At 50.8% G+C, this 26,211-nt stretch carries 21 protein-coding genes and 1 pseudogene; 7 read left to right on the forward strand and 15 right to left on the reverse strand.

Annotated elements, in window-relative coordinates; translation table 11 throughout:
• Nucleotides 1-118 precede the first annotated feature (118 nt).
• Nucleotides 119-979 (forward strand): acyl-CoA thioesterase II, encoded by an 861-nt coding sequence (gene tesB, locus MES37_RS04535; RefSeq protein WP_064549101.1) that lies wholly within the window; start codon nt 119-121, stop codon nt 977-979.
• Nucleotides 980-1,089: 110 nt separating this feature from the next.
• Here tesB and amtB read toward each other — a convergent pair whose 3' ends face one another.
• The 5 genes and pseudogenes from amtB to MES37_RS04560 all read right to left on the reverse strand — a co-directional run bounded on the left by amtB (nt 1,090) and on the right by MES37_RS04560 (nt 7,067).
• On the reverse strand, nt 1,090-2,376 hold the full coding sequence (amtB, locus tag MES37_RS04540) for an ammonium transporter AmtB (RefSeq protein WP_064549103.1): 1,287 nt from the start codon (nt 2,374-2,376) through the stop codon (nt 1,090-1,092).
• A gap of 32 nt (nt 2,377-2,408) precedes the next feature.
• Nucleotides 2,409-2,747, reverse strand: a complete 339-nt coding sequence (glnK, locus tag MES37_RS04545; RefSeq protein ID WP_002891893.1) for a P-II family nitrogen regulator — start codon at nt 2,745-2,747, stop codon at nt 2,409-2,411.
• A 253-nt stretch (nt 2,748-3,000) separates the two neighbouring features.
• Nucleotides 3,001-4,779 carry a SmdB family multidrug efflux ABC transporter permease/ATP-binding protein gene (locus MES37_RS04550; protein WP_064549105.1) on the reverse strand — a complete coding sequence of 593 codons (1,779 nt, stop codon included), beginning with the start codon at nt 4,777-4,779 and terminating at the stop codon, nt 3,001-3,003.
• Nucleotides 4,772-6,549: pseudogene (locus MES37_RS04555) on the reverse strand (SmdA family multidrug ABC transporter permease/ATP-binding protein). The gene MES37_RS04550 and the pseudogene MES37_RS04555 overlap by 8 nt, the downstream one beginning before the upstream one ends.
• A 56-nt stretch (nt 6,550-6,605) precedes the next feature.
• A complete protein-coding gene (locus MES37_RS04560) occupies nt 6,606-7,067 on the reverse strand; it encodes an Lrp/AsnC family transcriptional regulator (RefSeq protein ID WP_064549128.1) in 462 nt (153 codons plus the stop codon).
• Between the two features lie 126 nt (nt 7,068-7,193).
• Here MES37_RS04560 and MES37_RS04565 point away from each other — a divergent pair, with 126 nt between their 5' ends.
• Complete coding sequence (locus tag MES37_RS04565; protein WP_133522336.1) at nt 7,194-8,246, forward strand: PLP-dependent cysteine synthase family protein; 1,053 nt, start codon at nt 7,194-7,196, stop codon at nt 8,244-8,246.
• A 64-nt stretch (nt 8,247-8,310) separates the two neighbouring features.
• The gene (locus MES37_RS04570) at nt 8,311-9,525 is read left to right on the forward strand and encodes a lysozyme inhibitor LprI family protein (RefSeq protein ID WP_202914384.1); all 1,215 of its coding nucleotides are present in this window, start codon (nt 8,311-8,313) and stop codon (nt 9,523-9,525) included.
• 62 nt (nt 9,526-9,587) lie between these two features.
• On the opposite strand, the gene cof is transcribed toward MES37_RS04570, so the two are convergent.
• Nucleotides 9,588-10,409: an HMP-PP phosphatase gene (gene cof / locus MES37_RS04575; RefSeq protein ID WP_237930189.1), complete on the reverse strand. Its 822-nt coding sequence runs from the start codon at nt 10,407-10,409 to the stop codon at nt 9,588-9,590.
• 101 nt (nt 10,410-10,510) lie between these two features.
• Between cof and MES37_RS04580 the strand changes: the two genes are divergently transcribed.
• Nucleotides 10,511-12,214 carry an SgrR family transcriptional regulator gene (locus MES37_RS04580; protein ID WP_133522335.1) on the forward strand — a complete coding sequence of 568 codons (1,704 nt, stop codon included), beginning with the start codon at nt 10,511-10,513 and terminating at the stop codon, nt 12,212-12,214.
• 78 nt (nt 12,215-12,292) lie between these two features.
• Nucleotides 12,293-12,988 carry a 7-cyano-7-deazaguanine synthase QueC gene (gene queC / locus MES37_RS04585; RefSeq protein ID WP_121814214.1) on the forward strand — a complete coding sequence of 232 codons (696 nt, stop codon included), beginning with the start codon at nt 12,293-12,295 and terminating at the stop codon, nt 12,986-12,988.
• 33 nt (nt 12,989-13,021) lie between these two features.
• Here queC and MES37_RS04590 read toward each other — a convergent pair whose 3' ends face one another.
• The 9 genes from MES37_RS04590 to bolA form a co-directional block, all read right to left on the reverse strand.
• Entirely contained in the window at nt 13,022-13,420 is a 399-nt protein-coding gene (locus MES37_RS04590) for a YbgC/FadM family acyl-CoA thioesterase (protein WP_064549116.1), read from the reverse strand.
• A 123-nt stretch (nt 13,421-13,543) separates the two neighbouring features.
• Nucleotides 13,544-13,909 (reverse strand): helix-hairpin-helix domain-containing protein, encoded by a 366-nt coding sequence (locus MES37_RS04595; RefSeq protein WP_064549132.1) that lies wholly within the window; start codon nt 13,907-13,909, stop codon nt 13,544-13,546.
• Between the two features lie 163 nt (nt 13,910-14,072).
• The gene (gene ppiD, locus MES37_RS04600; protein WP_237930198.1) at nt 14,073-15,944 is read right to left on the reverse strand and encodes a peptidylprolyl isomerase; all 1,872 of its coding nucleotides are present in this window, start codon (nt 15,942-15,944) and stop codon (nt 14,073-14,075) included.
• Between the two features lie 268 nt (nt 15,945-16,212).
• Nucleotides 16,213-16,485 carry a nucleoid-associated protein HU-beta gene (hupB, locus tag MES37_RS04605; RefSeq protein ID WP_034457998.1) on the reverse strand — a complete coding sequence of 91 codons (273 nt, stop codon included), beginning with the start codon at nt 16,483-16,485 and terminating at the stop codon, nt 16,213-16,215.
• Nucleotides 16,486-16,696: 211 nt separating this feature from the next.
• Complete coding sequence (lon, locus tag MES37_RS04610) at nt 16,697-19,051, reverse strand: endopeptidase La (protein ID WP_064549120.1); 2,355 nt, start codon at nt 19,049-19,051, stop codon at nt 16,697-16,699.
• Nucleotides 19,052-19,358: 307 nt separating this feature from the next.
• A complete protein-coding gene (gene clpX, locus MES37_RS04615) occupies nt 19,359-20,633 on the reverse strand; it encodes an ATP-dependent protease ATP-binding subunit ClpX (RefSeq protein WP_034457994.1) in 1,275 nt (424 codons plus the stop codon).
• 130 nt (nt 20,634-20,763) lie between these two features.
• On the reverse strand, nt 20,764-21,387 hold the full coding sequence (gene clpP, locus MES37_RS04620) for an ATP-dependent Clp endopeptidase proteolytic subunit ClpP (RefSeq protein WP_034457992.1): 624 nt from the start codon (nt 21,385-21,387) through the stop codon (nt 20,764-20,766).
• Between the two features lie 318 nt (nt 21,388-21,705).
• Nucleotides 21,706-23,004 (reverse strand): trigger factor, encoded by a 1,299-nt coding sequence (gene tig, locus MES37_RS04625; RefSeq protein ID WP_064549134.1) that lies wholly within the window; start codon nt 23,002-23,004, stop codon nt 21,706-21,708.
• Nucleotides 23,005-23,359: 355 nt separating this feature from the next.
• Nucleotides 23,360-23,677, reverse strand: coding sequence for a transcriptional regulator BolA (gene bolA, locus MES37_RS04630; protein ID WP_064549136.1), 318 nt, complete (start codon nt 23,675-23,677; stop codon nt 23,360-23,362).
• A gap of 305 nt (nt 23,678-23,982) precedes the next feature.
• Between bolA and MES37_RS04635 the strand changes: the two genes are divergently transcribed.
• Both MES37_RS04635 and ampG read left to right on the forward strand, forming a co-directional pair.
• Nucleotides 23,983-24,561, forward strand: coding sequence for a lipoprotein (locus MES37_RS04635; RefSeq protein WP_064549138.1), 579 nt, complete (start codon nt 23,983-23,985; stop codon nt 24,559-24,561).
• Between the two features lie 48 nt (nt 24,562-24,609).
• Nucleotides 24,610-26,085, forward strand: coding sequence for a muropeptide MFS transporter AmpG (gene ampG, locus MES37_RS04640; RefSeq protein WP_133522333.1), 1,476 nt, complete (start codon nt 24,610-24,612; stop codon nt 26,083-26,085).
• The last annotated feature ends 126 nt before the right edge of the window (nt 26,086-26,211 follow it).

The following is a 26,211-nucleotide window of genomic DNA, read 5'->3' on the forward strand; positions in this document are numbered from 1 at the left end:
TGACTTTTTCTGAAAACTAAGACATTTCGTCAGGTCGGGCCACTGAGTGGCGATTACAGGAAACCTGTTATAATCAGGCCAATTGCGCGATTTTTGTTAATTCCATTGAGGACCTTTTATGAGTCAGGCGCTCAGCAATTTGTTGGCATTACTCAATCTGGAAAAGATTGAAGAAGGTATTTTTCGTGGCCAGAGCGAGGACTTAGGTTTACGTCAGGTATTCGGTGGGCAAGTTGTTGGCCAGGCGTTGTATGCCGCCAAAGAAACCGTGCCAGCTGAACGTCTGGTGCATTCATTCCACAGTTATTTTCTGCGTCCCGGCGATAGCCAAAAACCGATTGTTTATGACGTCGAAACCCTGCGTGATGGCAATAGTTTCAGCGCTCGTCGCGTGGCGGCGATTCAAAATGGCAAACCCATTTTCTATATGACCGCCTCTTTCCAGGCGCCAGAACCCGGTTTTGAACATCAAAAAGCTATGCCTGGAGCCCCTGCGCCGGAAAACCTGAAGTCAGAAACAGAAATCGCCATGGCGTTTGAAAAGCTGCTGCCTCAGAGCCTGAAAGAGAAGTTTCTCTGTGAAAAACCGCTGGAGATCCGCCCGGTGGTGTTCCACAACCCGATGCAAGGGCATGTCGATGAGCCGGTACGCCAGGTGTGGATGCGTGCCAACGGGAAAATGCCAACCGAGTTACACGTCCATCAGTACTTGCTGGGTTACGCCTCTGATTTTAACTTCCTGCCCGTCGCCCTTCAGCCTCACGGCGTCGGTTTCCTGGAGCCGGGCATGCAGGTGGCGACAATCGATCATTCGATGTGGTTCCACCGCCCGTTCGATATGAATGACTGGCTGCTTTACAGCGTTGAGAGTACTTCGGCTTCTAGTGCGCGCGGTTTTGTTAGAGGCGAATTCTATTCACGCGATGGCGTGCTGGTGGCGTCTACGGTGCAAGAGGGGGTTATGCGTAAGCGAGGTTAAGATTGGCTCGCCCTCACCCCGACCCTCTCCCCCAGGAGAGGGAGAAGGTCAGAGAAAACACCGGTTATCCCCTCTCCCTGGGGAGAGGGCCAGGGTGAGGGGGAAATCATTTATGCGTTGTAAGCATTCTCGCCGTGGCTGTTCACATCCAGGCCTTCACGCTCATGTTCTTCTGGTACACGCAGACCGACAGTCAGGTCAGCCACTTTGAAGCCAATGAACGCGACTACCGCAGACCAGACAATCGTCACACCGATACTTTCCAGTTGCACCAGGATTTGATGGCCCATGGTCACGCCTTGTGCATAGCCCACACCACCCAGTGAAGTTGCAGCAAAGATACCGGTCATGATGCAACCTACGATACCGCACACGCCGTGGACACCGAACACATCACAAGGGTCATCGACACGCAGCCATTTTTTCAGCAGCGTCACACCCCACAAACCGGCCAGACCCGCTACGATACCGATAATCAGTGCACCGCCGACGCCAACATAACCACACGCTGGAGTGATACCGACCAGACCTGCAATGGCACCGGAACACGCGCCCAGCAGAGAAGGTTTGCCACGCAATGCCCACTCACCAAATACCCAGCCGAGGACGGCAGCGGCAGTTGCAACAACCGTGTTCACAAAGGCCAGAGCGGCGATTTCGTTTGCAGCACTTGCCGAACCGGCGTTGAAGCCAAACCAGCCGAAGTAGAGGATCGCAGTACCGGTAAACACCATCGGTAAGTTGTGCGGTTTGAACGCTTCTTTACCGTAGCCAACACGTTTGCCAATCAGGTAAGCACCTACCAGGCCCGCAACCGCGGCATTGATATGGACGACAGTACCACCCGCGAAGTCCATTGCACCGTGTGTTGCCAGTAAGCCACCACCCCACACCATATGGGCAATCGGCACATAAGAGAGCGTCAGCCAAATCACGACGAAAATCAGCACCGCTGAGAAGCGAATACGTTCAGCCAGCGCGCCAACAATTAGGCCCACGGTGATACAGGCGAAGGAACCCTGGAACGCCACATGAATATATTGGTAGAAAGAGCCCATCAACGCGGTGAGCTGAATATTCTTCAGCAATACCCAGTCGAAGTTACCAAAGAAGCTGCCACCGGAGCCAAAGGCCAGGGTATAGCCATAAACCACCCACAGCACACAAACCAGCGCAAACGTGACCGTTATCTGAGTCAGCATCGACAGCACGTTTTTGGAGCGAATCAGGCCACCGTAAAACAGCGCCAGCCCAGGTATTGTCATAAACAGCACCAATGCGGTGCTAATCATCATAAAGGCGTTGTCTGCTTTATCGGCCACAGCGGGTGCCGCAAGCGCGATTGATGGCGCAAGTGCCAGGGCTACAACGCCTAAGATAGAGGCTAATTTCTTCATTTTTTCCATCCCTTTCACGAGTGGCAAGACGATTACAGTGCAGCTTCGTCGGCTTCGCCGGTACGAATGCGGATGACGCGTTGCAGTTCAGCAACAAAAATTTTGCCATCGCCAATCTTGCCGGTGTAGGCAGCTTTGCTAATGACATCAATCACTTCATCAAGTTGATCATCGGCAATTGCCACATCAATTTTCACTTTAGGCAGGAAATTGACGCTGTATTCAGCACCGCGGTACAACTCTGCGTGACCTTTCTGGCGGCCAAAGCCTTTAACCTCGGTAACAGTCAGCCCTTGAATACCGATTGAAGACAGCGCTTCGCGTACATCTTCGAGTTTGAACGGTTTGATCACCACGGTAACCAGCTTCATAGATCCCCTCCAGTCAGAATTGGGTAATTGCCCTTGCAACACTGATTACATAAAGCAAAGGCCATGCCAAAAATGAAAAACAGGTTTTTTCAGCGCGTTAAGCCGCGCCGAATAAGGGTTGATGGGGAAGGAATAACGATGACTGGGATTAAGAAAGTTCTTAGGTAATAAAAACGCACCATTTCAGTGCATGGTGCGTTTCGCTTCTGCACCAATGGAGATACCCATTGGATTTATGCGTGTTTTTGGTGCATCAAGCGGTGGCAGGCTCTTCGCGAGTTGCCGCGGCTAATTCTTCACCTGCCAGTTGCAGCTGGTACATCTGCCAGTAACGGCCCTGTGCTGCCAGCAATTCACTGTGCGTACCACGTTCAACAGCCTGCCCACGGTGCAACACCAGAATGGTATCGGCATCGGTAATGGTCGATAAACGGTGAGCAATCACCACCAGCGTGGTGTGCTCACGCACCGCGGCCAGCGCATGTTGAATGGCCTGCTCGGTGCCGGAGTCGATATTTGCTGTTGCTTCATCGAGGATCAAAATCTGCGGTGCATCCACCAGCACGCGTGCCAGAGCCAGTAATTGCTTCTGACCAACAGACAAGTTATTGCCCTGCTCGCCCAACCGCGTGTAGATGCCATCACTCATGGTGCGAGCCAGTTCTGCCAGTTGCACCGTTTCCAGCGCTTGCCAGACCGCCGCTTCGCTGATGTCGCGCCCTAGCGTGACGTTAGCAAAGAAAGAGTCCGCCAGTACCACTGGATCTTGTTGCACCATCGCTACACCCTGGCGCAACACACTATGGCTCAGCGTATCCAGAGGGCGGCCATCAAGACGAATTTCACCGTTGGTCAGCGGGTAATAGCCCATCAACAAGTTTGCGAGGGTACTTTTCCCACTTCCGGTATGTCCCACCAGCGCCACAAAACTACGCGCTGGGACATCAAGGTGAATATCCTGCAATACCAGACGGTCACCGCGATAGGCGAAAGAGACGTTATCCACCTCGATATGGCCGCTTTCCAGCGGGCGAGTATCGTTGCCGTAATCCTGGCGCTTACCGTCCATTAATTCGAACACGCGTTCACCTGCCACCACTGCCTGTTGCAGCATCGATTGTTGCGTGGTGAGTTCAATCAGCGGCTCGTTAAGACGCCCCAAATAGTTGATAAACGCGTATAACACGCCAACTTCAATGGTGCCAACTGAGGTGAAACCGAACAGCATCAGCAAGCCGCACAGCACCATTGCGGAAAACAGGCTCAACAACGGTCGTAATAAAAAACCATCGAGGCGCAAGGTTTGCATCCGCGCTAAATAGTGCGAACGGCTCGCCGCCCCCATCCGCTCGCCAAATCTTGCCTGTTGGCGGAACTGCTGGATGACGCTCATCCCGTTAATCACTTCGTTAAAGCCATCGTTGATATCCGCCAGATAGCTACGCACCCGGCGCACAATCGGTGTGCTGTAACGCTGGTAGATAAACATCACGATGATCACCGCCGGGAAGATGCAGACCGCCACCGACGCCATGCGCCAGTCGAGGCTGAACATCGCCACCAGCATCGCGCCAATCAGTGCGGCACTGCGCAATACTGTCGCAACGACCGTCACGTAGAGATCGCGAATGACTTCGGTGTCGTTGGTAACACGGGAAATTAATTGCCCAACCGGCTGGGTATCAAAGGTACTCAGTGGCTGGCGCAATGCGGCATCCATCACGTCAGTACGCAGCTTTTGTACTACGCCAACAGCGGCCTGGTTAAATAATAAAGCCTGCCAGTAATGCAGCGTCGCCGCCGAAATTGACAGCAACAGGTAGGCTGTTCCTAGCCCCGCTGCCGCCGCAATCGGCATGCGATGCTCAGACACCATGTTATCAATAAAATAACTCACTAAAATCGGGCCGCTGACTTCGGCTGCCGCCGCAATCCACAACATCACTACCGCCCCTGCGAGCGGTTTACGCCACGGTGAGCCATATGCCAGCAGGCGTTTGATGGTTGGCCATTGCTGTATGGATTTACGCATTGGCAGGTTCCTCGTCTACCGTCGTTTCTGGCGCATCATCCAGCGCCGCTTCCAGTTGTTGATAACGATACATGTCGCGATACCAACCAGACTTCCCTACCAGCACATCGTGATTGCCGCGTTGGGCAACATGCCCGTGCTGCATCACGAGGATTTCACTGGCTTCGGTCAAAGCCGACAGACGGTGCGCGCTAATAATAACGGTGCGGTTTTCGCCCCACTGGCGCAGGTTATGCAGGATTTGGTGCTCGGTACGCCCGTCAACGGCAGAAAGCGCGTCGTCGAGGATCAAGATTTCTGCATCAAGCAATAATGCACGAGCGATAGAAATACGCTGTTTCTGGCCGCCGGATAGCATCACGCCACGCTCACCGACTTCAGTTTCGTAACCTTGTGGTAAACGCAGAATATCGTCATGAACGCTGGCAAGCCTGGCAACATGTTCAATTTCCTGCTGCGTGGCGCCCGGTTTGCCCAAAGCAATATTGCTGGCCACCGTGTCAGAGAACAAGAATGGTGTCTGATTGACCACCGCCAGACGGCTACGCCAGGAGTCGAGCTGCATCTGCACCAGCGGAATACCATGGAAACAAATCTCACCCTGGTCGATGTCAAAATGACGCTGGAGCAGGGACAGAATGGTACTTTTCCCGGCGCCCGTTGGGCCACATAACCCCAACATTTCGCCTGGTTTTAAGGTGAAGGAGACATTTTCAAGTGTCGGGCGTGCGGTTTGCGGATAATGGAACGCCTGAATATTCGCTTCAACTGTACCGCGACCGGCTGGCGCTTCTTTGGTGCCATCGGTGACTGACGGCGCTTCGGAGAGCATGCTGCGAATTCGGCTGTACGCCGCACTGCCGCGCTCAACAATATTGAACATCCACGCCAGCGCCAGCATCGGCCAATCATCAGGCCGAGGTACATCACAAAGCTGGTGAGTTGCCCAAGGGTGAGCGAACCCTGAATCACCATCCAACTGCCGCCGCCGATCGCCAGCAGGTTTGCGGTGCCGATGGTGATATAAATCGTCGGATCAAAGCGTGCATCCACCCGCGCCACTTTCATGTTTTTCTCGCCAGCATCTTTAGCTTCAGCGGCAAACAGCGCGGATTGGCGGTCTTCAAGACCAAAGGCTTTAATCATGCGGATGCTGGATAAACTTTCCTGCGTGCGGTCATTTAGCGTTGAGAATGCGGCCTGGGCGAGTTTGAAGCGTTGATGTAATTGGTCGCCATAACGTTTGATGACCAGCGCCATAACTGGCATAGGTAACAGCGCGAGCAGCGTCAACTCCCAGCTGATTTGCGTCGACATCACGATTAATACCGCGCAGCCCATCACCAGCGAATCCACCAGCGTTAACACGCCTTCACCTGCAGCAAAAACCACGCGATCAACATCGTTTGTCGCGCGTGCCATTAAGTCACCGGTGCGGTGACGTAGATAAAACTCGGGATGATGGCGGCTCAACTGGCGGTAATAATCTTCGCGCAATTCAACGGCAAGCTGGTAGCTTGCCCCGAACAACAGCACGCGCCAGACGTAACGTAGTATGTAGACGATCACCGCGATAACCAGTATCACGCCAATCCACATCAGTACGTCACTGCCAGAAAGGCGCTGTTGAGTCACACCATCGACAATTACGCCCACCAGTTTTGGCGGCACAAGTTGCAAGATAGCAATGATAATAAGCAAGGCGACAGCCCCGAGATAGCGTCGCCATTCGCGGGTGAAGTACCAGCTTAATTGAGCAAATAATCGCACGCAGTCAAATTCCTGAGAAATACTAGTGAAATGCTATTGAGGCCGGAGAACCTAACTTAGCGTTCCAGTGGCAAGGCCGTGGTGTATTTTATCTGTTCCATGGCAAAACTCGAAGTCACGTCGGTTAAACCAGGAATACCATTCACCAGCCGTTTGTAAAAATCATCGTACCGTTTCATGTCTTCTACCTGTACACGCATCAGGTAGTCGTACTCCCCCGCCATGCGCCAGAAACCGAGCACTTCAGGCATCTGCTCCACGACAGAAACAAATTTGCAGTACCACTCACTGCTGTGGTGTTGGGTTTTTATCAACACAAATGCTGTCAGACCGAGGCCGAGTTTTTCCGGGTCTAATAACGCAACTTTGGCGCGGATGATGCCGTCGTCTTCCAGCCGTTTCAGGCGTTTCCAGCAGGGTGTGGTGGTCAGATTAACGGCATCAGCGAGTGCCTGCAAAGAGAGGGTGCAGTCTTTTTGCAGCAAGGATAGCAGCTTGCGGTCAATTTTATCTAACATGGCGACCTCCGGGAGAAATTTTTTCTCCATTGAACGTTCCTGACAGGCTAAAAGGCAACTTTTTTATCTCATTTTTGCATTACTCTAGGCACAAATAGACAAACGAAAATTCATACGGACAACAACATGACCAGCATCTGGGTAAACCACGCAATAAGCGAAATTAACGCCGATTACCAACGTTCCGCCGATACACATTTAATTCGCCTGGCGCTGCCTGGTTTTCCCGGTATTCAGCTGTATCTGAAAGATGAAAGTACGCATCCAACAGGTAGCCTGAAACATCGTCTTGCCCGTTCGCTGTTTTTATATGGTTTGTGTAACGGCTGGATTAAAGAAGGCACCACCATCATTGAGGCGTCTTCCGGTTCTACCGCTGTTTCAGAGGCCTATTTTGCCCGTTTGTTAGGGCTGCCTTTTATCGCCGTGATGCCCGCCTACACGGCGAAACGTAAGGTTGAACAAATTGAGTTTTATGGTGGCCGCTGCCATTTCGTGGAAAACGCCTGCGAAATTTACGCAGCTTCTGAAACGCTGGCTCGCGAACTGAACGGCCATTATATGGATCAGTTTACTTACGCCGAACGCGCCACCGACTGGCGTGGCAATAACAACATTGCCGACAGTGTTTTCCGCCAGATGGAACATGAGCCTAATCCAGTGCCTGAGTATATTGTGATGAGCGCCGGTACCGGCGGCACTTCCGCAACGATTGGCCGTTATTTGCGCTACCTGGGGTATCCGACGCAACTGGCGGTTGTCGACCCGCAAAATTCAGTGTTCATGGATTATTGGCAGAACCGCGATTGCAGCCTGCGCAGTGCTATCGGCAGTAAAATTGAAGGGATTGGCCGCCCACGCTGCGAGCCATCGTTCATCCCGGATGTTATCGACGAAATGATGCGTGTCCCTGATGCGGCCAGTATTGCCACGATGCAATGGCTGGAAACGATACTGGGCCGTAAAGTCGGCGCATCGACCGGCACCAATATGTGGGGTGTGTTGCAGCTTGCCGCACGGATGCGTGATGAAGGGCGCACCGGTTCTATTGTGACGTTGCTTTGTGACAGCGGTGAACGTTATCTGGAAACCTATTACAACGCGGATTGGGTGAAGGCGAACATCGGCGATGTTGCGCCGTGGATGGCTGAAATTCACAAACAGGTGGCTGCACAATAGAATCCACAGGCGAGAAGTGAGGTATTATTGTTCTCCCCAAAAAGGACACTGAAAGGAACTCACTGTGCATATTCACGCTTCTCTTCGCTTTCCACGCCGGTTAGTTGACCGGCGTTTGTTACTGAGTCTCAGCCTGGCAGGCTTCTTCGTGGTTCATTCAACACATGCGGCCTCGTTCGATTGCAGCAAAGCGACAACGGCCATCGAACACGCTATTTGTGATAACGAAACACTGAGCCAGCTCGACAGTACTCTCAATGAAAAATACCAAACGGCAATGGCGAACCTGTCTGATGAAGGGGCAAGTGAGTTACGCAAAAACCAGCGTAGCTGGCTAAAAGAACGCGATGCGTGTAACGCCGATGCGGCTTGCCTGGAAAACCTGTTTAACCAGCGTAAATCCAGTCTACAAGCAACAACGCAACAGGCGGAAACTCAACTCGACGCGATTATTGCCAGTATTCCTGCCGATCCGGCAAATGCCGCTTATCAGTTGAAGCAGTATCGTGGCCCGCTTGCCTCCGCATGGCTGGTCTACCTCAATCGTTTTGAACCCACCAGTGGCGTCACGGCGGAAGAAGCGAAACAACGCCACCAGGTTGCGGTCACCGCGTTAAATAAACAGAACGACTTTGCAGCCTCATTGCTGAAAGATATTGAGAACGATCCTAAAACCAGCAAGAACGTTGCCGTACTGACCTTTCTGCGCATGACCATTGAGCAGGGCAGGTATGATGAAGTCCCTCCCCGCCCTGATGTTCATTGCTTTGTTTTTAGCCGCCAGGGCGATGCGGCTTATCGAGCTTTTGGGGCATTATGGGGTTCCTCTCGCGATAGCCAGGCCCCTATCTGCCCACCGCAAGGCAATCTTTTTGAACTACCTGCGTGGAAGCAGCTTAATAAAATCCTCGATCCAGTCATGAGTGCTGCGTACCCAAATTCGGGTACCATTCGTTATGCCAGCTATGCGGATTGGGCGATACTCCGGCTGCGTGCAACGCTCTCACCCACCGATTTCCTTAAGCCAATTGAAGGTCAATCGCAGGAATCCCCTGAGAAGAGAATTAGCGAATGGGATGACAAAAGCTGGCCAAAGGTGCAACGTGAACAGCTACTTATCGCGATAGATCCGGCACGTAAAGCGACGATGGAGTGGCTACAAACAGAGCGAAAATTCACCGCCAGCGATGCCAGTAAAGCCTCAACAGCTATCGTTAATGCGTGGTTAAATGAGCAACTGGATTATCTCAGCGAGAATTTGTCGACAGGGGATCAGTGACGAGTTATTCAGGCAATAACGAAAAAAAAGCCGGGCTAATGCCCGGCTGGCTTAATGCCTTATCATTCGGGGGAATAAGTGAGGTTTGGTGTATCAAGCCAATGAGTCAAATAATGAGAAACGGCCTGTTTTTGGCAATGACCAATAACAGGTAAATGCGGTAAATCTGCTTTCAGTTGTGCCATCGCGTTGCCCATGATTAATCCATGACCCACGCTTGAGAGCATTTCGCGGTCGTTCATCGCGTCGCCAAATGCCATACAATCTTTCATCGTCAGGCCAAGATGCTGACTTAATACCTTCAACGCCGAGCCTTTGTTGCAGCCCACCGGTAACACTTCTAAGCAATCTACCGCCGAGAAACAGAGAAACGCGCGGTCACCCAGCGCCTCTTCCAGTTGAACTTTCAGCCGTAGCAGGTCATCGTGCGGGCCACAGAAACAGGTCTTCGTCACTTCATCAGAAGGGATGCGTTTTACATCAACAATTTTCGGGCTAAAGCCGCTGTAAACGTGGGCGTTGAGCATTTCCCCAACTGCATATTCCGTTAACCAGCCGGTGTCATTAAACACGTGCAGGCTAGCCTGGGTTTCCCACTGCCCGTGAATCACGGTTTCCGCTGCCTCTGCTGCAAGATCCTGGCGGTGCAGAAGTTCGCCTTCCGTTGAGTGAATGCGTGTCCCGTTGCCGGTTATCAAAAACGCTTCCAGTGAGAGTTTGTTCAGGACATGGCGCATCTCCAGCACATGGCGACCCGTGGCAAATGCGAGTGTCATCTGGCGTTCATCGCGCAACCGGTTTAGGGTACGCACCGTTTCTTCGCCCAAAAGATGATTGGGCATTAACAGCGTACCATCCATATCAAATGCAGCCAGAAGAGCCATGTTTACTCCGATTTGTGACGACTAAAACACAGCTGGCAGTATCACCTGGTATATACGGAACTAATAGTGAATACTTTTTTAAAATTGTTCCGGGTTTAACTATGCGACTACTCAATCGACTCAACCAATTTCAACGTTTGTGGCAACCCTCGGCGGGGGAAATTCAACACGTCACCGTAGCGGATTTGGCCGCTCGCTGTTTTTGCAGTGAACGCCATGTGCGAACGTTGCTCAATCAGCTACAGGATGCGGGGTGGTTAACCTGGGAGGCGAAGTCCGGGCGCGGGAAACGCGGCACCCTGACCTTTTTGGTGACGCCGGAAAGCGTTCGTTCAGGAATGATGGAACAGGTGTTGCACAAAGGACAGCATCAGAATGCGCTCGAACTGGCGCAGATCGCACCGGAACAACTGCGCCATTTGCTGCAACCATTTTTAGGTGGGCAGTGGCAAAATGATACGCCGACGCTACGTATTCCCTATTATCGTCCGCTAGAACCTTTGCAGCCGGGTTTTCTGCCAGGTCGTGCCGAGCAGCATTTAGCTGGGCAAATCTTTGCTGGCCTCACCCGATTCACCTCCTCTGGCACGCTCCCACAACCTGACCTTGCTCATCATTGGGAAGTCTCCGAAGACGGCCTGAACTGGAACTTTTTTATTCGCTCCACACTTCACTGGCACAACGGCGAGCCAGTGGAAAGCACGCAATTACAGCAACGTTTAATGATGCTGCTGGCACTTCCGGCAATGCGGCATCTGTTTGTCAGCGTGAAAAGCATTGAGCTCGCCCATACGCAATGCATCCGTTTTGTGCTGCATAGCCCCGACTACTGGCTGGCTCATCGGCTGGCGAGTTATTGCAGCCGCCTGGCCCACCCAGAAGATGACCAAATCGGCTGCGGGCCATTTCGCATCAGCAGCTATAAAGAGAATCTGGTACGCATCGAGAGCTTTGAGTCTTACCATCTCGGCCATCCGTTACTCAAAGCAGTGGAATACTGGATTACCCCACAATTGTTCGACACCGAACTAGGCACCAGTTGCCGCCATCCGGTGCAAATTGCCATTGGGCAACAAGATGAACTGGTCCATCTTCGCCCTGTCAGTAATAGCATCAGCCTCGGCTTTTGTTATCTGGCGGTGAAGCAAAACAGCAACTTGTCACCAGAGCAGGCGCGCTTTCTGATGCAGGTAATCCACCAGCAACAGTTGATCGCCAGCCTGCCCGTCGATGAATCGCTGATCATGCCAAGCGTTGAGATGATCCCCGGCTGGAAAATTCCCGAGTGGACTCAGTGCGACGCGGTTGCGCTGCCGCCACAAGTGACGCTGCTTTATCATTTGCCGGTTGAATTGCACGTGATGGCCCAGCAGCTTAAAACATCTCTTGCTGCCTTAGGTTGTGAATTAACGCTAGTCTTCCACGACGCGAAAAACTGGACCGGGTGTGATGCGTTAGCTGAAGCTGATTTAATGATGGGCGACCGGTTAATTGGCGAGGCACCGGTCTACACGCTGGAGCAGTGGTTACGCAGCGATGTGCTGTGGCCTGCGGTTCTGACTGAAAACCAGTACACCCATTTGCAGGCAACACTCGATACCGTGCAAATCCACCCCGACGAAAATGCCCGCAATACTGGTTTGCAAGAAGTGTTCAGCGCATTAATGCGCGATGCCATCGTGTCTCCACTGTTTAATTACCGTTACCAGATTAGTGCGCCGCCAGGTGTAAATGGCATTGAATTGAACGCCTGGGGTTGGTTCGATTTTACTCAGGCGTGGTTACCGCCACCGACCATGGTTTGAAAACAATGGCGTCAAGGAGCTGGGCAGCCATACGCCCACGCGTTACCATATATTTTTAGTTGTTTAACAGGATTACACATGAAACGTGCAGTTGTCGTCTTTAGTGGTGGCCAGGATTCCACAACCTGCCTGATTCAGGCATTACAACAGTATGATGAAGTCCACTGTGTGACGTTTGATTATGGCCAGCGCCACCGTGCTGAGATTGACGTTGCCCGTGAGCTTGCTCTGAAACTGGGCGCGCGTGCGCATAAAGTTCTCGATGTCACTTTGCTGAACGAACTGGCTGTCAGCAGCCTGACGCGTGACAGCATCCCGGTGCCCAATTACGATCCGACAGAAAATGGCATTCCAAGCACTTTCGTACCCGGTCGTAATATTCTGTTCCTGACGCTAACCGCGATTTATGCCTATCAGGTTGAAGCGGAAGCGGTGATTACCGGCGTTTGCGAAACTGATTTCTCAGGTTACCCGGATTGCCGCGATGAATTCGTGAAAGCGCTCAATCACGCAGTCAGCCTCGGTATGGCGCGGGATATTCGTTTTGAAACGCCACTGATGTGGCTGGATAAAGCAGAAACCTGGGCGCTGGCAGATTACTGGCAGCAACTGGATTTGGTACGCCAGCAAACCCTGACCTGTTACAACGGCATTCAGGGGGATGGCTGCGGTGAGTGTGCGGCCTGCAACCTGCGGGCTAACGGGTTAAACCATTACCTGGCAGATAAACCCGCGATCATGGCGGCCATGAAGCAGAAAACGGGTCTGAAGTAATTCAGCGGGCGTGGTTTTGCCACGCCCCATCAGTTATTCCATCATCTGCACTAACTTCTCGCGCAGTTCTCCTTCCAGCGGCACCGACTTCTGAGTTTTCAAATCGATACACACGAATGTCAGCAGCGCGTCCGCCACAACCTCGCCTTCAGGCTCAAGTTTAACCACCTGGCTTAAAACACCGCTTTTGCCATTGAGTTGCTGCAGGGAGCTTTCAATGCGTAATACATCACCAAGCACTGCCGGACGCCGGTAGTTAATATTGATGTTTACCACGATGAACGCAATGTTGTGGGCCGTCATCCATTGGAAACCCGCTGCGTTCTCCAGCCCTTCCCAGCGGGCTTCTTCAAGGAACTCAAGGTAGCGGGCATTGTTAACATGCTGATAGAAATCAAGATGGTAACCCCGAACTTTGATTTGTGTTTGCATAGCGCTAAAACCCTATTTTTAGTTTTGGTCATCAGGTGAAGTAAACAGGCCACACCAAACTGGTATGACCTGTCATTTAGCATAGCAAACTTTTTAACGTATGCGAGTAACGGGGCTAATGCGTCAGAGCTTAATGCGAGACAGATTGCGTTCGACTAACGCGCTGCCAATCCCTGGCACCTCCTGTAATTGCTCAATCGCCTTAAATGGGCCGTACTCTTCACGATAGCTCACAATCGACTGAGCTTTCTTCAGCCCCACACCATTCATCGCCTGCGCCATAGCTTCTGCACTGGCAGTGTTAATACTTACTACGCCATCGTCGGCATCACCTTGCTTCGCGGTGGTGACGGGTGCGGCTGGGGTTTTATCGCTTTGTTGCTGAGCCGCTTCATTTTTGACGGCAGCCGGTGCTGCTGTAGCCAGAGAGCACGCGCTGGCACCGATAAGAGCTACCGCAATGCAGACTGCTTTCATTCCGCTTTTGATTCCTGTTTTCATGCTGTTCCTCCTTGTGTGTTGACAGCGAATTAACCTTAACGGGAGGGAAAAACAGGGGCAAATGGCAATCTTCAAATGTGGAAAAGGCCGCGAAAGCGGCCTTTGAATGTTGCAGAGCGTTGCACTGGAGTGCGAGCAACGCCGAAGAACGTTACTGCTGTTCGATGCTGTCGCCCATCTTGATTTTGGCTTCTTTGCGCAGATTGGTCATCAACGCTTCGAAAGCAATTTGGGCATTGTTCTGGGTGATACCTTGTACCATTGCTTTTTTCTGCTCAGCTGGCATATCACCGGGTTTAACTTCATCGACCGCTAACAGAACAACGTTACCCTGCATGTCGTTAGCCACGCCGAAGGAAGGCTTGTCTTTAGCTGGTAATGGCAGAGTGAAAGCAGCCTGGCTGATTGGGTCCTGGCCAGTACGCGCCAGCGTTTTTGCGGAACCGAAGCTCAAACCTGCAACTTTCATCGCTTCGTCGCCTTTACCCAGTTTCAGTTCGTTCAGGATTTTATCTGCATTCAGCTTCGCTTGTTGCTCAGCTTTTTGGTGTTTAACCTGCGCGATAACCTGCTCACGAACTTCAGCTAACGGTTTAATTGCTTCTGCTTTATGTTCTGCTACACGCACCACGAAAGCACGGTCACCCTCAACGGTAATGATGTCAGAGTTGCTTCCTGGCGTACCGTTAGCACCGACCAGAGCACCATTGAAAATAGCATCTGAAACCGGTTTGAAGTTCAGCTCTGCCGGTAAGTTATCGTGACCGAACCAGCCAGTCTCAACCGCTTTAACGCCAGCGACTTTTTCAGCACTTGCCAGAGATTCGTTATCGTTGCTTGCCGCGTCGCTTACTTTCTGTTGCAGCGCATAGTAAGCATCAACCGCTTTATCTTGCTTCACTTTCGCCGTAATCGCGTCTTTTACTTCAGACAGCGGTTTGGTTTGCGCAGGCTGAACGTCGTCGAGGCGGACAACCAGGAAACCAACAGAAGATTTGATTACCCCAGAAAGCTGGCCTTTATCTTTCAGACCTGCATTGTTCAGCTCGTCCGGTGTAGTGCCTGGCTCCAGCCAACCCATGTCACCACCCTTACGTGCAGAGATGATGTCCGCAGATTTTTCTTTAGCCAGTGCAGCAAAGTCAGCACCTTTGCTCAGCTCATCAAGAACCGCTTTAGCTTCGGCTTCAGTTTTGGTCTGAATCACGCTGTAGCGATTACGCTGAGGCTGAGTGAACTCGTCCTGATGCTGGTCGTAGTAAGACTGGATATCAGCATCTGCGACTTCCACTTTCTGAGACGCCGCATCAAGCATGATGTAGCTGACCCGGAATTGCTCAGGAGCGATGTAGTTGTTTTTGTTTTGCTCGTAGCTGGAGTTAATTTCCTGCTCGGTAACTTCTTGCTTCGCAGCCAGTGCGTTCACATCAATTGTGGCTTCACGAACGACACGCTGCTGTGATACCAGAGCTGCCAGCTCATCAGTTTCACCGGTCAGCATGAAATCGGTGCCAACGACGGCGTTAATCAGTTGCTGAGTGGTCAGTTGATTGCGAAGTGCCTGCGCGTATTGATCGGGTGTCATGCCCATGTTGTTGAGGATGGAGGTATAACGCGCGTTATCAAACTTGCCGTTGTTCTGGAATGCCGGCTCTTTAAAGATGGCTTGTTTGATTTGTTCATCGCTGATACCAAGGCCAAGGTGTTTGGCGTATTGATCCATTAACGCTTCATCAACCATGCGTGACAGCACCTGCTGACGCATCTGCTTAATGTAGCCTTCGTTGCCAGCCAGCACAGAGTACTGTTCGCCCAGTTGCTGCTGTTGACGATTACGTTCGCTAGCAACGGCGTTTTCAAACTGACCACGGCTGATTTCTTGACCATTCACTTTTGCGGCATAGTTGGCACTACCGCCAATCAGGTAGCCACTCACGCCAGTCAAAATGAATGACACGATAATGATGCCGAAAATTATCTTGATTACGAGGCTGTTTGCCGCCGTACGTAAATTGTCCATCATGGTGTAACAACACTCCACTGTAGTGTGAATGGTAAACCCAGCGCAGCCGCTAAATGGGCATCCCTGAATATGCGTACTGCTGTGCCGCTGTGTGCAAGCGGGTATTGTGACAAGAAAATGGGTTCAAATCATCAAACATGCGCAAAATTAGGCATCAGCCATAAAAAAAGGCACATCTAACGATGCGCCCTGACCTAACTTTACTCGACTTGCCCTATATCCCCGTCATCATTCAACCCGAATCACGCAGGTTAGGGCTCGCGATATATCAGTTAACAGCTTCTTTCAGCGCTTTACCAGCACGGAAGCCTGGTACTTTTGCAGCCGCGATGGTGATTTCTTTACCTGTTTGTGGGTTACGGCCAGTACGGGCAGCACGTTCACGAACAGCAAAAGTTCCAAAGCCAACCAGTGCCACGTCTTCCCCGGACTGCAGAGATTCGGTAACAGAAGCAATCACAGCGTCTAATGCACGTCCAGCCGCGGCTTTAGAAATATCAGCACCTGCGGCAATTTTGTCTATCAGTTGAGATTTATTCACTCTTCTCTTCCTCTCTTTATAATTTATATCGCACCAGATATCCTTCAAAGTGCGACCGCGCAGCAGTTATATCAGGCCTGTCATGCCCTTACAACACCCGTTGTTCAGGACATGCCTCACCAGCAGTCTAAAGTAGCGATACAAAAAAAAGCTGGCAAGTGACAATTCACCAGCCAGCTCTGATTTTATTGACCGAATATGCGTCAGGTCACTATTTTGCAGTTACAACCTGCATTCCGTAGGGTTCGTTTTGCAATGCAAGAGCCAAAACTTCCTCGATGCGCTTCACCGGATGGATATCCAGATCGGCGATAACATTGTCAGGAATCTCTTCCAGATCACGTTTATTTTCATCCGGAATCAGAACAGTTTTAATTCCACCACGGTGTGCCGCGAGCAGTTTTTCTTTCAAACCACCGATTGGCAGAACCTGACCACGCAGCGTAATTTCACCGGTCATCGCCACATCTGCACGAACAGGGTTACCTGTCAGGCAAGATACCAGCGCAGTACACATCGCAATACCCGCACTTGGGCCATCTTTCGGTGTTGCACCTTCCGGTACGTGAACGTGGATGTCGCGTTTTTCGTAGAAATCAGCATTAATGCCCAATTTCTCTGCACGCGCACGCACCACGGTCAACGCAGCCTGGATAGATTCCTGCATAACTTCACCCAAAGAACCGGTGTAAGTTAATTTGCCTTTGCCCGGCACACATGCGGTTTCAATGGTCAGTAAATCACCACCTACTTCGGTCCACGCAAGGCCTGTTACCTGCCCTACACGGTTTTCGCTCTCTGCACGGCCATAGTCAAAGCGCTGCACGCCAAGGAAATCTTTCAGGTTATCGCCGTTGATGGTGATGTGCTTGAGCGTTTTATCCAGCAGCAGCTGTTTAACCGCTTTACGGCATAGTTTAGAGATTTCACGTTCCAGACTACGCACACCCGCTTCACGGGTGTAATAACGGATAATGCCGCTAATGGCGCTGTCTTCAACCGTCAGCTCACCTTTCTTCAATGCGTTACGTTCGATTTGCTTGGTCAACAGATGCTGTTTAGCAATGTTCAGTTTTTCGTCTTCGGTGTAACCGGACAGACGAATCACTTCCATACGATCCAGCAGCGGTGCCGGAATGTTCATGGAGTTTGACGTTGCTACAAACATCACGTCGCTCAGATCGTAATCTACTTCCAGATAGTGGTCGTTGAACGCCACGTTCTGTTCTGGATCAAGAACTTCCAGAAGTGCAGATGCCGGATCGCCACGCATGTCTGAGGACATTTTATCGATTTCATCCAACAGGAATAATGGGTTTTTAACGCCCACTTTCGCCATTTTCTGAATCAATTTGCCCGGCATGGAACCGATGTAAGTACGACGATGCCCACGAATTTCAGCTTCGTCACGTACGCCACCCAAAGCCATGCGCACATATTTACGCCCGGTCGCACGAGCGATGGACTGACCCAGTGAGGTTTTACCTACACCTGGAGGCCCAACCAGGCACAAGATTGGCCCTTTGAGCTTGTTAACGCGGCTCTGGACTGCGAGGTATTCCAGGATACGATCTTTCACACGCTCAAGGCCGTAATGATCGGTATCGAGGACTTCCTGCGCCTGACGCAGATCTTTTTTCACTTTGCTACGCGCATTCCACGGTACCTGCACCATCCAATCGATATAACCACGAACTACGGTTGCTTCCGCAGACATTGGCGACATCATTTTCAGTTTTTGCAGTTCCGCTTCGGTTTTTTCACGCGCCTCTTTCGGCATTTTAGCCGCGTCGATTTTGCGTTTTAGCGCTTCATTTTCGTCAGGAGCGTCGTCCATTTCGCCGAGTTCTTTCTGAATCGCTTTCATTTGCTCATTCAGATAGTACTCACGCTGGCTCTTTTCCATCTGCTTTTTAACACGGTTGCGAATACGTTTCTCAACCTGCAGCAGATCGATTTCTGACTCCATCATGGCCATCAGATATTCAAGACGCTCGTTAATATCGGACATCTCAAGAACGGACTGTTTGTCAGTCAGTTTCAATGGCATGTGGGCCGCGATGGTGTCTGCCAGACGCGCAGGATCGTCAATGCTGTTCAACGATGTCAGCACTTCTGGCGGGATTTTTTTGTTCAGTTTGATATAGCCTTCAAACTGCCCAATTGCGGTGCGTACCAACACTTCCTGTTCGCGCTCTTCGATAGCTGGCGAATTCAGGTACTCAGCCTGGGCTGAGAAATGGTCACCGTTGTCAGAAAGCGTGGTAATACGCGCACGCTGTAACCCTTCAACCAGCACTTTAACGGTGCCGTCTGGCAGTTTCAGCATTTGCAGGATGGATGCCACGGTCCCCACTGAGAACAGGTCATTGATACCTGGCTCATCTGTCGAGGCTTCTTTCTGCGCCACCAGCATGATTTTTTTATCATGATCCATGGCCGCTTCCAGGCAACGAATGGATTTTTCTCGCCCGACAAACAGTGGAATTACCATGTGCGGATAAACCACCACATCGCGCAACGGCAATACGGGGATTTCAATGCGTTCAGAACGCTCAGGATTCATAGAGCTCTCTCTTAGTTAAGGTCCGCCTGGTGATGGGGCGATGCCTCAGTCTATATTCTAAATCATTCAAATTGCAGCAAGGCGACCAGACCACGAATCTCCAGTAGCATAGTTGACTATGTGACTGGAGCGAGTGGGTGCAGTCAACGCACCTGCGGTTTGAAGGATGACGAATATCATGACATCACCAACAAGTAAGTCAGTATATGGGGATGTTTCCAGAGCATTCAATGCCAGGAATGAAGGAAAAGCAAAAGGGGGATATAAATCCCCCTTTTTATACTAACTGACTGGTTATTTTGGCGAATTATTCACCGGATGCTTGTTGTGCTTCCGGCTTACCATAAATTAATAATGGTTTGCTTTGACCGTCGATGACGGACTCGTCAATCACCACTTTCTCGACATCTTCCATAGAAGGAAGGTCGTACATGGTATCCAGCAATGCGCCTTCTACGATGGAACGCAGACCACGAGCACCCGTTTTACGTGCCATTGCTTTCTTAGCAATCGCATCCAGTGCTTCGTCGCGGAATTCCAGATCCACGCCTTCCAGATTGAACAACGCCTGGTACTGCTTGGTCAGGGCGTTTTTCGGCTCTTTCAGGATTTGAATCAGCGCTTCTTCGCTCAGTTCGGTCAGCGTAGCAACCACTGGCAGACGGCCGATAAACTCAGGGATCAGACCAAACTTGATCAAATCTTCTGGCTCAACCTGGCCTAACAACTGGCCTTCGGTCGCCTTCTGAGATTTACCTTTTACGGTCGCACCAAAGCCAATGCCTGAACCGGTTTCAACGCGGTTAGCAATAACTTTATCCAGCCCTGCAAATGCACCGCCACAGATAAACAGAATCTTAGAGGTATCAACCTGCAAGAATTCTTGTTGTGGATGCTTACGGCCACCCTGTGGTGGAACCGCCGCAACAGTACCTTCGATAAGTTTCAGCAACGCCTGCTGCACACCTTCACCAGACACATCACGGGTGATGGACGGGTTATCAGATTTGCGGGAGATTTTGTCGATCTCATCGATATACACGATACCGCGCTGTGCTTTCTGCACATCGTAATCGCACTTCTGTAGCAGTTTCTGGATGATGTTTTCGACATCTTCACCCACGTAACCCGCTTCGGTTAACGTTGTGGCATCAGCCATGGTGAATGGAACATCCAGCAAACGCGCCAGGGTTTCAGCCAGCAGGGTTTTCCCGCTACCGGTCGGCCCGATGAGCAAAATGTTACTTTTGCCCAGTTCGATACCGTTGGTGCTGTCGCCGTTACGCAGACGTTTGTAATGGTTATAAACCGCAACCGCCAGGACTTTCTTAGCCTGTTCCTGACCGATGACGTAATCATCGAGATGGTGACGGATTTCATGCGGAGTCGGCAGCGCACTACGTTCGCGATGCGGCGCGACTTCTTTAATCTCTTCGCGAATAATGTCGTTACATAAATCGACACACTCATCGCAGATATACACTGACGGCCCGGCAATCAGTTTACGCACTTCATGCTGGCTTTTGCCGCAAAAAGAGCAGTACAGTAATTTGCCTGAACCGTCTTTGCGCTTATCTGTCATCGGTAAAACCTCTTTTCTGTTTCTTTGCACCGTACTGGACGGCACAAGTGCCATTCTACGGCGCAGCCAATCGTAAGCGCGCTATGAGCCGCTACTTCAACTATAGTATACGGCTCACTGTTTTCGGGCGTTAGCTACGGTGAGTCAGGATTGAGTCAACTAATCCGTACTCTACCGCCTCGCTTGCCGCGAGGAAACGGTCACGCTCGGTGTCTCTTTCGATTTCTTCCAGAGACTTACCAGTATGTTGCGCCATGAGTTCGTTCATACGAGCTTTCACTTTCAGAATTTCGCGCGCATGGATTTCGATATCCGTTGCCTGGCCCTGATAGCCACCCAGCGGCTGGTGAATCATCACTCGTGAGTTCGGCAAGCAGAAACGCTTACCTTTAGCCCCAGCGGTCAGCAGGAAGGCACCCATTGAACAGGCTTGTCCCATACAGATAGTGCTGACATCTGGTTTAATAAATTGCATCGTATCGTAGATAGACATACCGGCAGTAATGACGCCACCTGGTGAGTTGATGTAGAGATAGATGTCTTTTTCTGGGTTTTCAGCTTCCAAAAACAGCATCTGCGCCACAATCAGATTAGCCATATGGTCTTCGACCTGGCCTGTCATAAAGATGACACGTTCCTTGAGCAGACGGGAATAGATATCGTATGAACGTTCGCCACGCGATGTCTGTTCAACAACCATCGGCACCAGGGCCATATGGGGTGCAAATTGATCTCTTTCGCCACTGTATGACATTTCCGTCTCCTGGAATAATTTTGCCTTCGATACCTGCTGCACTGATTCTACTTGAGGCGCCAAAAGAAGACTACGCTCCTTGCCGCCTATAACCTTATCTGGACGGATTATCAGTCAGGGATCCATGTTTGAGCCATACCCGTATTTATGGGGATGAGCTTACCCTGTTTCAAGCATAACAACCTTTTCTTGTTACGCTAACCCTGAAACTGCGTTTTATTGATGGGTTTTCAGAGAGTCACTGATAAAAAAAGCCCGCCACCAGTAGGTGACGGGCTTGATGCAGCAATATTTTGGCGATGATGCCAAAAATTATGCTTACGCTTGCTGGTTCATCAGTTCGCTAAAGGTAGTCGCTTTTTCAGACACTTTCGCTTTAGACAGTACGGCTTCAACAGCTTGTTCTTCCAGAGCAACATTACGCATGTTGTCCATCAGTTCTTTGTTTTTGCCGTAGAACTCGATAACTTCAGTCGGATCTTCGTAGGCAGAAGCCATTTCTTCGATCAGACCTTTAACGCGTTCTTCGTCAGCTTTCAGCTCATGGGTACGAATCACTTCGCCCAGCAGCAGGCCAACAACTACGCGACGTTTAGCTTGTTCTTCGAACAATTCACGTGGCAGTTCCAGCGCTTGTTTCTCGTTGCCACCAAAACGCTGTGCAGCCTGGCGACGCAGAACGTCGATTTCGCTGTCGATCAGTGCTGCTGGAACGTCGATATTGTTCGCGTCAACCAGACCGTCGATTGCTTGCGACTTGATGCGGTTACGCACAGCACCTTTCAGCTCACGATCCATGTTTTTACGCACTTCGGTACGCAGGCCTGCAACAGAACCATCTTCAACGCCAAAGCGCTTGATGAATTCTTCAGTAAATTCTGGCAGTTCACGCTCTTCAACTTTCTTCAGAACGATGTCGAACTTAGCCGCTTTACCTTTCAGGTTTTCAGCGTGGTAATCTTCCGGGAAGGTCACTTCGATAGTGAATTCTTCGCCAGCTTTGTGACCAACCAGACCGTCTTCGAAGCCTGGGATCATACGACCCTGGCCCATTGCCAGTACGAAGTCAGATGCTTTGCCGCCTTCGAATACTTCGCCGTCAACAGAACCGGTGAAGTCGATAGTTACGCGGTCTTCTGCAGTTGCAGCAGCTTCTGAATCTTTCCAGGTCGCTTGCTGTTTACGCAGGGTGTCCAGCATTGCATCAACGTCTTCGTCAGTCACTTCAACAACCGGTTTTTCAACTTCGATTGCTTCCAGACCTTGCAGCTCAACTTCTGGGTACACTTCAAACTCAACCGCGTAGGTGAAGTCTTCGCCCAGTTTGTATTCGCCTGGAACGTAGTTCGGTGCACCAGCTGGATTGATTTTTTCTTTGATGATCGCGTCAACGAAGTTGCGGCTCATCAGTTCGCCCAACACGTCCTGGCGAACAGAAGCGCCATAGCGTTGTGCGATAACAGTCATCGGCACTTTTCCTTTACGGAAACCGTCGATACGGGCTTTCTTTGCCACGTTGACCAGCTCGCTTTTTACAGCGGTTTCGATGCTGTCTGCAGCGATAGTAATCGTGAGACGGCGGCCAAGGCCCTGAGTGGTTTCAACTGAAACTTGCATCTTGTTACCTCAAAAAATCACAGTGCTCGGTCAACTCTGGAAACGCTCAATTGCGCTTCACAGAACCGGGATGCCTTCTGAATCAGAATCACATTCCCTGTCGTCAGAATCGTCCCGAAGACATTCCGAAAAATAAGACGCAGCATTATAGCGGCATCACCAAGGTGAGTCGAGAACGGCAACACAGTGTTGCTGCGGCCCTTTTCACAGTTCTTTTGGATTTATTGCCCAAGCCTTGCGTTAACAACGGCTATTTCAGACAAAACAAAACGGCCCGCAGGCCGTTTATAAAACACGATTCATATACCGCAACATAAAGGAAAAGTTCCCTCAGTTGCAAGCCTGAAGGTTAACTTCAGGCGATTGTTCCTGCTCCACGGCAAGGTGGAGAGGCGAAAATCGTATCCTGCAACCCTTCCCATTCCTTAATGGTGTAGGTGTGCAGAGCCAACGCATGAACAGTGGTAGAGAGTTCAGCACTTAAGGTGCCGTAAATCATTCGATGGCGATTTAAAAAACGCTCGCCGGCGAAACGGTCACTCACAAGAACCACTTTGAAATGGCTCTCCGAACCCGCCGGGACATTGTGACGATAGCTTTCATCCACGACTTCCAGGAACACGGGTTCAAACGCTGCCCTTAATTTTGATTCTATTTGCTCGCGTATCATCATGAACTTTCTCCTCGACTGCGTAGAGATGCCACTCATCCCTTTAAATGTTAGCCGCTTTTTGCCGTTTTAATAACAGAATAACAACAATTATTTAGCTTTCGTCTGATTTTCTTACCCAAGCCCCTGTAGCTTAATGTGATTACGGCACTAATCGAGACCAAAATGGTCAGATTGCTTTGCAACCGCTCAGAAAAAGCGCAACGCGATGAAATTACGTGCGTTAACTGCTTCCACTGGGCATCCGCAGTGTTATGATGGCGTGATTTTTTATCTGCCTGCCCCTTGAGTACATTGAGATAGCGAACATGTTAAAAAAATTATTCTTCCCGTTGGTTGCCATTTTTATGCTGGCCAGCTGCGCAACACCACCAACCACCATTGATGTTTCTCCAACTATCAGCCTGCCACAGCAAGATCCAAGCCTGATGGGCGTAACTGTAAGTATCAATGGTGCAGATCAGCGCAAAGACCAGGCTCTGGCAAAAGTCAGCCGCGATAACCAATTAGTGACGTTGACTCCATCACGTGACCTGCGTTTCCTGCTGCAAGAAGTGCTGGAAAAACAGATGACTGCTCGTGGTTATATGGTTGGGCCAAGCAGCCCGGTTGACCTGCAAATCATCGTAAACCAATTGTATGCTGACGTGTCTCAGGGCAGCGTGCGTTACAACATCGCCACCAAAGCTGACATCATGATTATTGCGACGGCGAAAAATGGCAACAAGCTGAACAAAAACTACCGTTCTAATTACAACGTAGAAGGTGCTTTCCAGGCGACCAACAAGAATATCGCCAATGCAGTAAACTCTGTATTGACTGATACCATTGCTGATATGGCCCAGGACACCAGCGTTCATGACTTTATTAAGCAGAACGCTCGTTAATTAATACCCCACCAGCCCGTGTCATGCGGGCTGGCTGCAGAGCAAAGTATGCCCAACCATTATCTTCGTCTTTTTCAGCAGCCTAAATCAGCCATCCTGTTGATTCTAGGCTTTGCTTCTGGCCTCCCTCTCGCTCTCACCTCCGGCACACTTCAGGCATGGATGACGGTTGAGAACATCGATCTTAAAACCATTGGTTTCTTCTCGCTCGTCGGGCAAGCCTATGTGTTTAAGTTCCTGTGGTCGCCAGTGATGGACAGATATACGCCACCGCTGCTCGGTCGGCGGCGTGGTTGGTTGCTGATTACACAGATACTGCTGTTGGTTGCGATTGCCGGTATGGGTTTTCTGGAACCCGGTTCGCAATTGCGGTGGATGGCGGCACTGGCCGTTATTATTGCTTTTTGCTCTGCCTCGCAAGATATCGTCTTTGATGCCTGGAAAACCGATGTTCTCCCGGCCGAAGAACGGGGTACAGGCGCGGCAATCAGCGTGTTGGGCTACCGCCTGGCAATGTTAGTTTCTGGTGGTTTAGCGCTCTGGCTTGCCGACAGACACCTCGGCTGGCAAGGCATGTACTGGCTGATGGCGGCACTGATGTTGCCATGTATCATCGCAACTTTACTGGCCCCAGAACCGACTGACGCGATACCGGTTCCCAGAAGCCTGGAACAAGCAGTCGTCGCCCCGCTGCGTGATTTTTTTGGTCGCAACAATGCGTGGCTCATTCTGCTGCTGATTGTGATGTACAAACTTGGCGATGCATTCGCCATGAGTTTAACCACCACATTTTTGATCCGTGGTGTGGGTTTTGACGCGGGTGAAGTCGGCATGGTGAATAAATCACTGGGTCTGATTGCCACCATTATCGGTGCCTTGTACGGCGGCATTTTGATGCAGCGCCTGTCGCTGTTCCGCGCCCTGCTAATATTTGGCATTTTACAGGGGGTTTCCAACGCGGGTTATTGGCTCCTGTCGATAACCGATAAGCATATGATCAGCATGGCTTCAGCGGTCTTCTTTGAAAATCTCTGTGGCGGTATGGGCACAGCAGCATTTGTCGCGCTGCTGATGACGTTATGTAATAAATCGTTTTCTGCGACCCAATTTGCGCTGCTATCTGCACTCTCCGCCGTAGGGCGAGTTTACGTGGGGCCGATAGCCGGTTGGTTCGTTGAAGCTCAGGGCTGGCCGACGTTTTATTTATTCTCCGTTGTTGCAGCAGTGCCGGGCATCCTGCTCCTGTTGGTTTGCAGAACCACGCTGGAATACACCCAGAATAACGATAGTTTCTTACCGCGAAGCGAGTTTTCTTCAGCCTATCGCATTGCGCTAAGAGCGTTAATGCTAGGTTGTGCACTTCTGGCGGTCTGGCTTGTGGTGTTGATTACCAACGCTACGGGTCTGACTAATTGGGCGTTCAACATTCAGTTCCTGGAGTGGGGAGCGTTGTTTGCTATCGGTGGGATTGTGTTTGGCGGGTTACTTGATTACCTGGCCTTACGGAAAACAGCTTTAATGTAGAAGTCGTAGGTAAATAAAAATAATAAGTTTCGGTGTGTAACTATATTGTTCGATTAACACACAACGTTGTCTGGGGTGAATTATTTCTCGTCAGCAAAACTCTTTTTTTACATTATTAGCAGGAAA

The sequence above is a fragment of the Buttiauxella sp. S19-1 genome, from assembly GCF_022134725.1.
In the GTDB taxonomy this organism is placed as follows: domain Bacteria; phylum Pseudomonadota; class Gammaproteobacteria; order Enterobacterales; family Enterobacteriaceae; genus Buttiauxella; species Buttiauxella ferragutiae.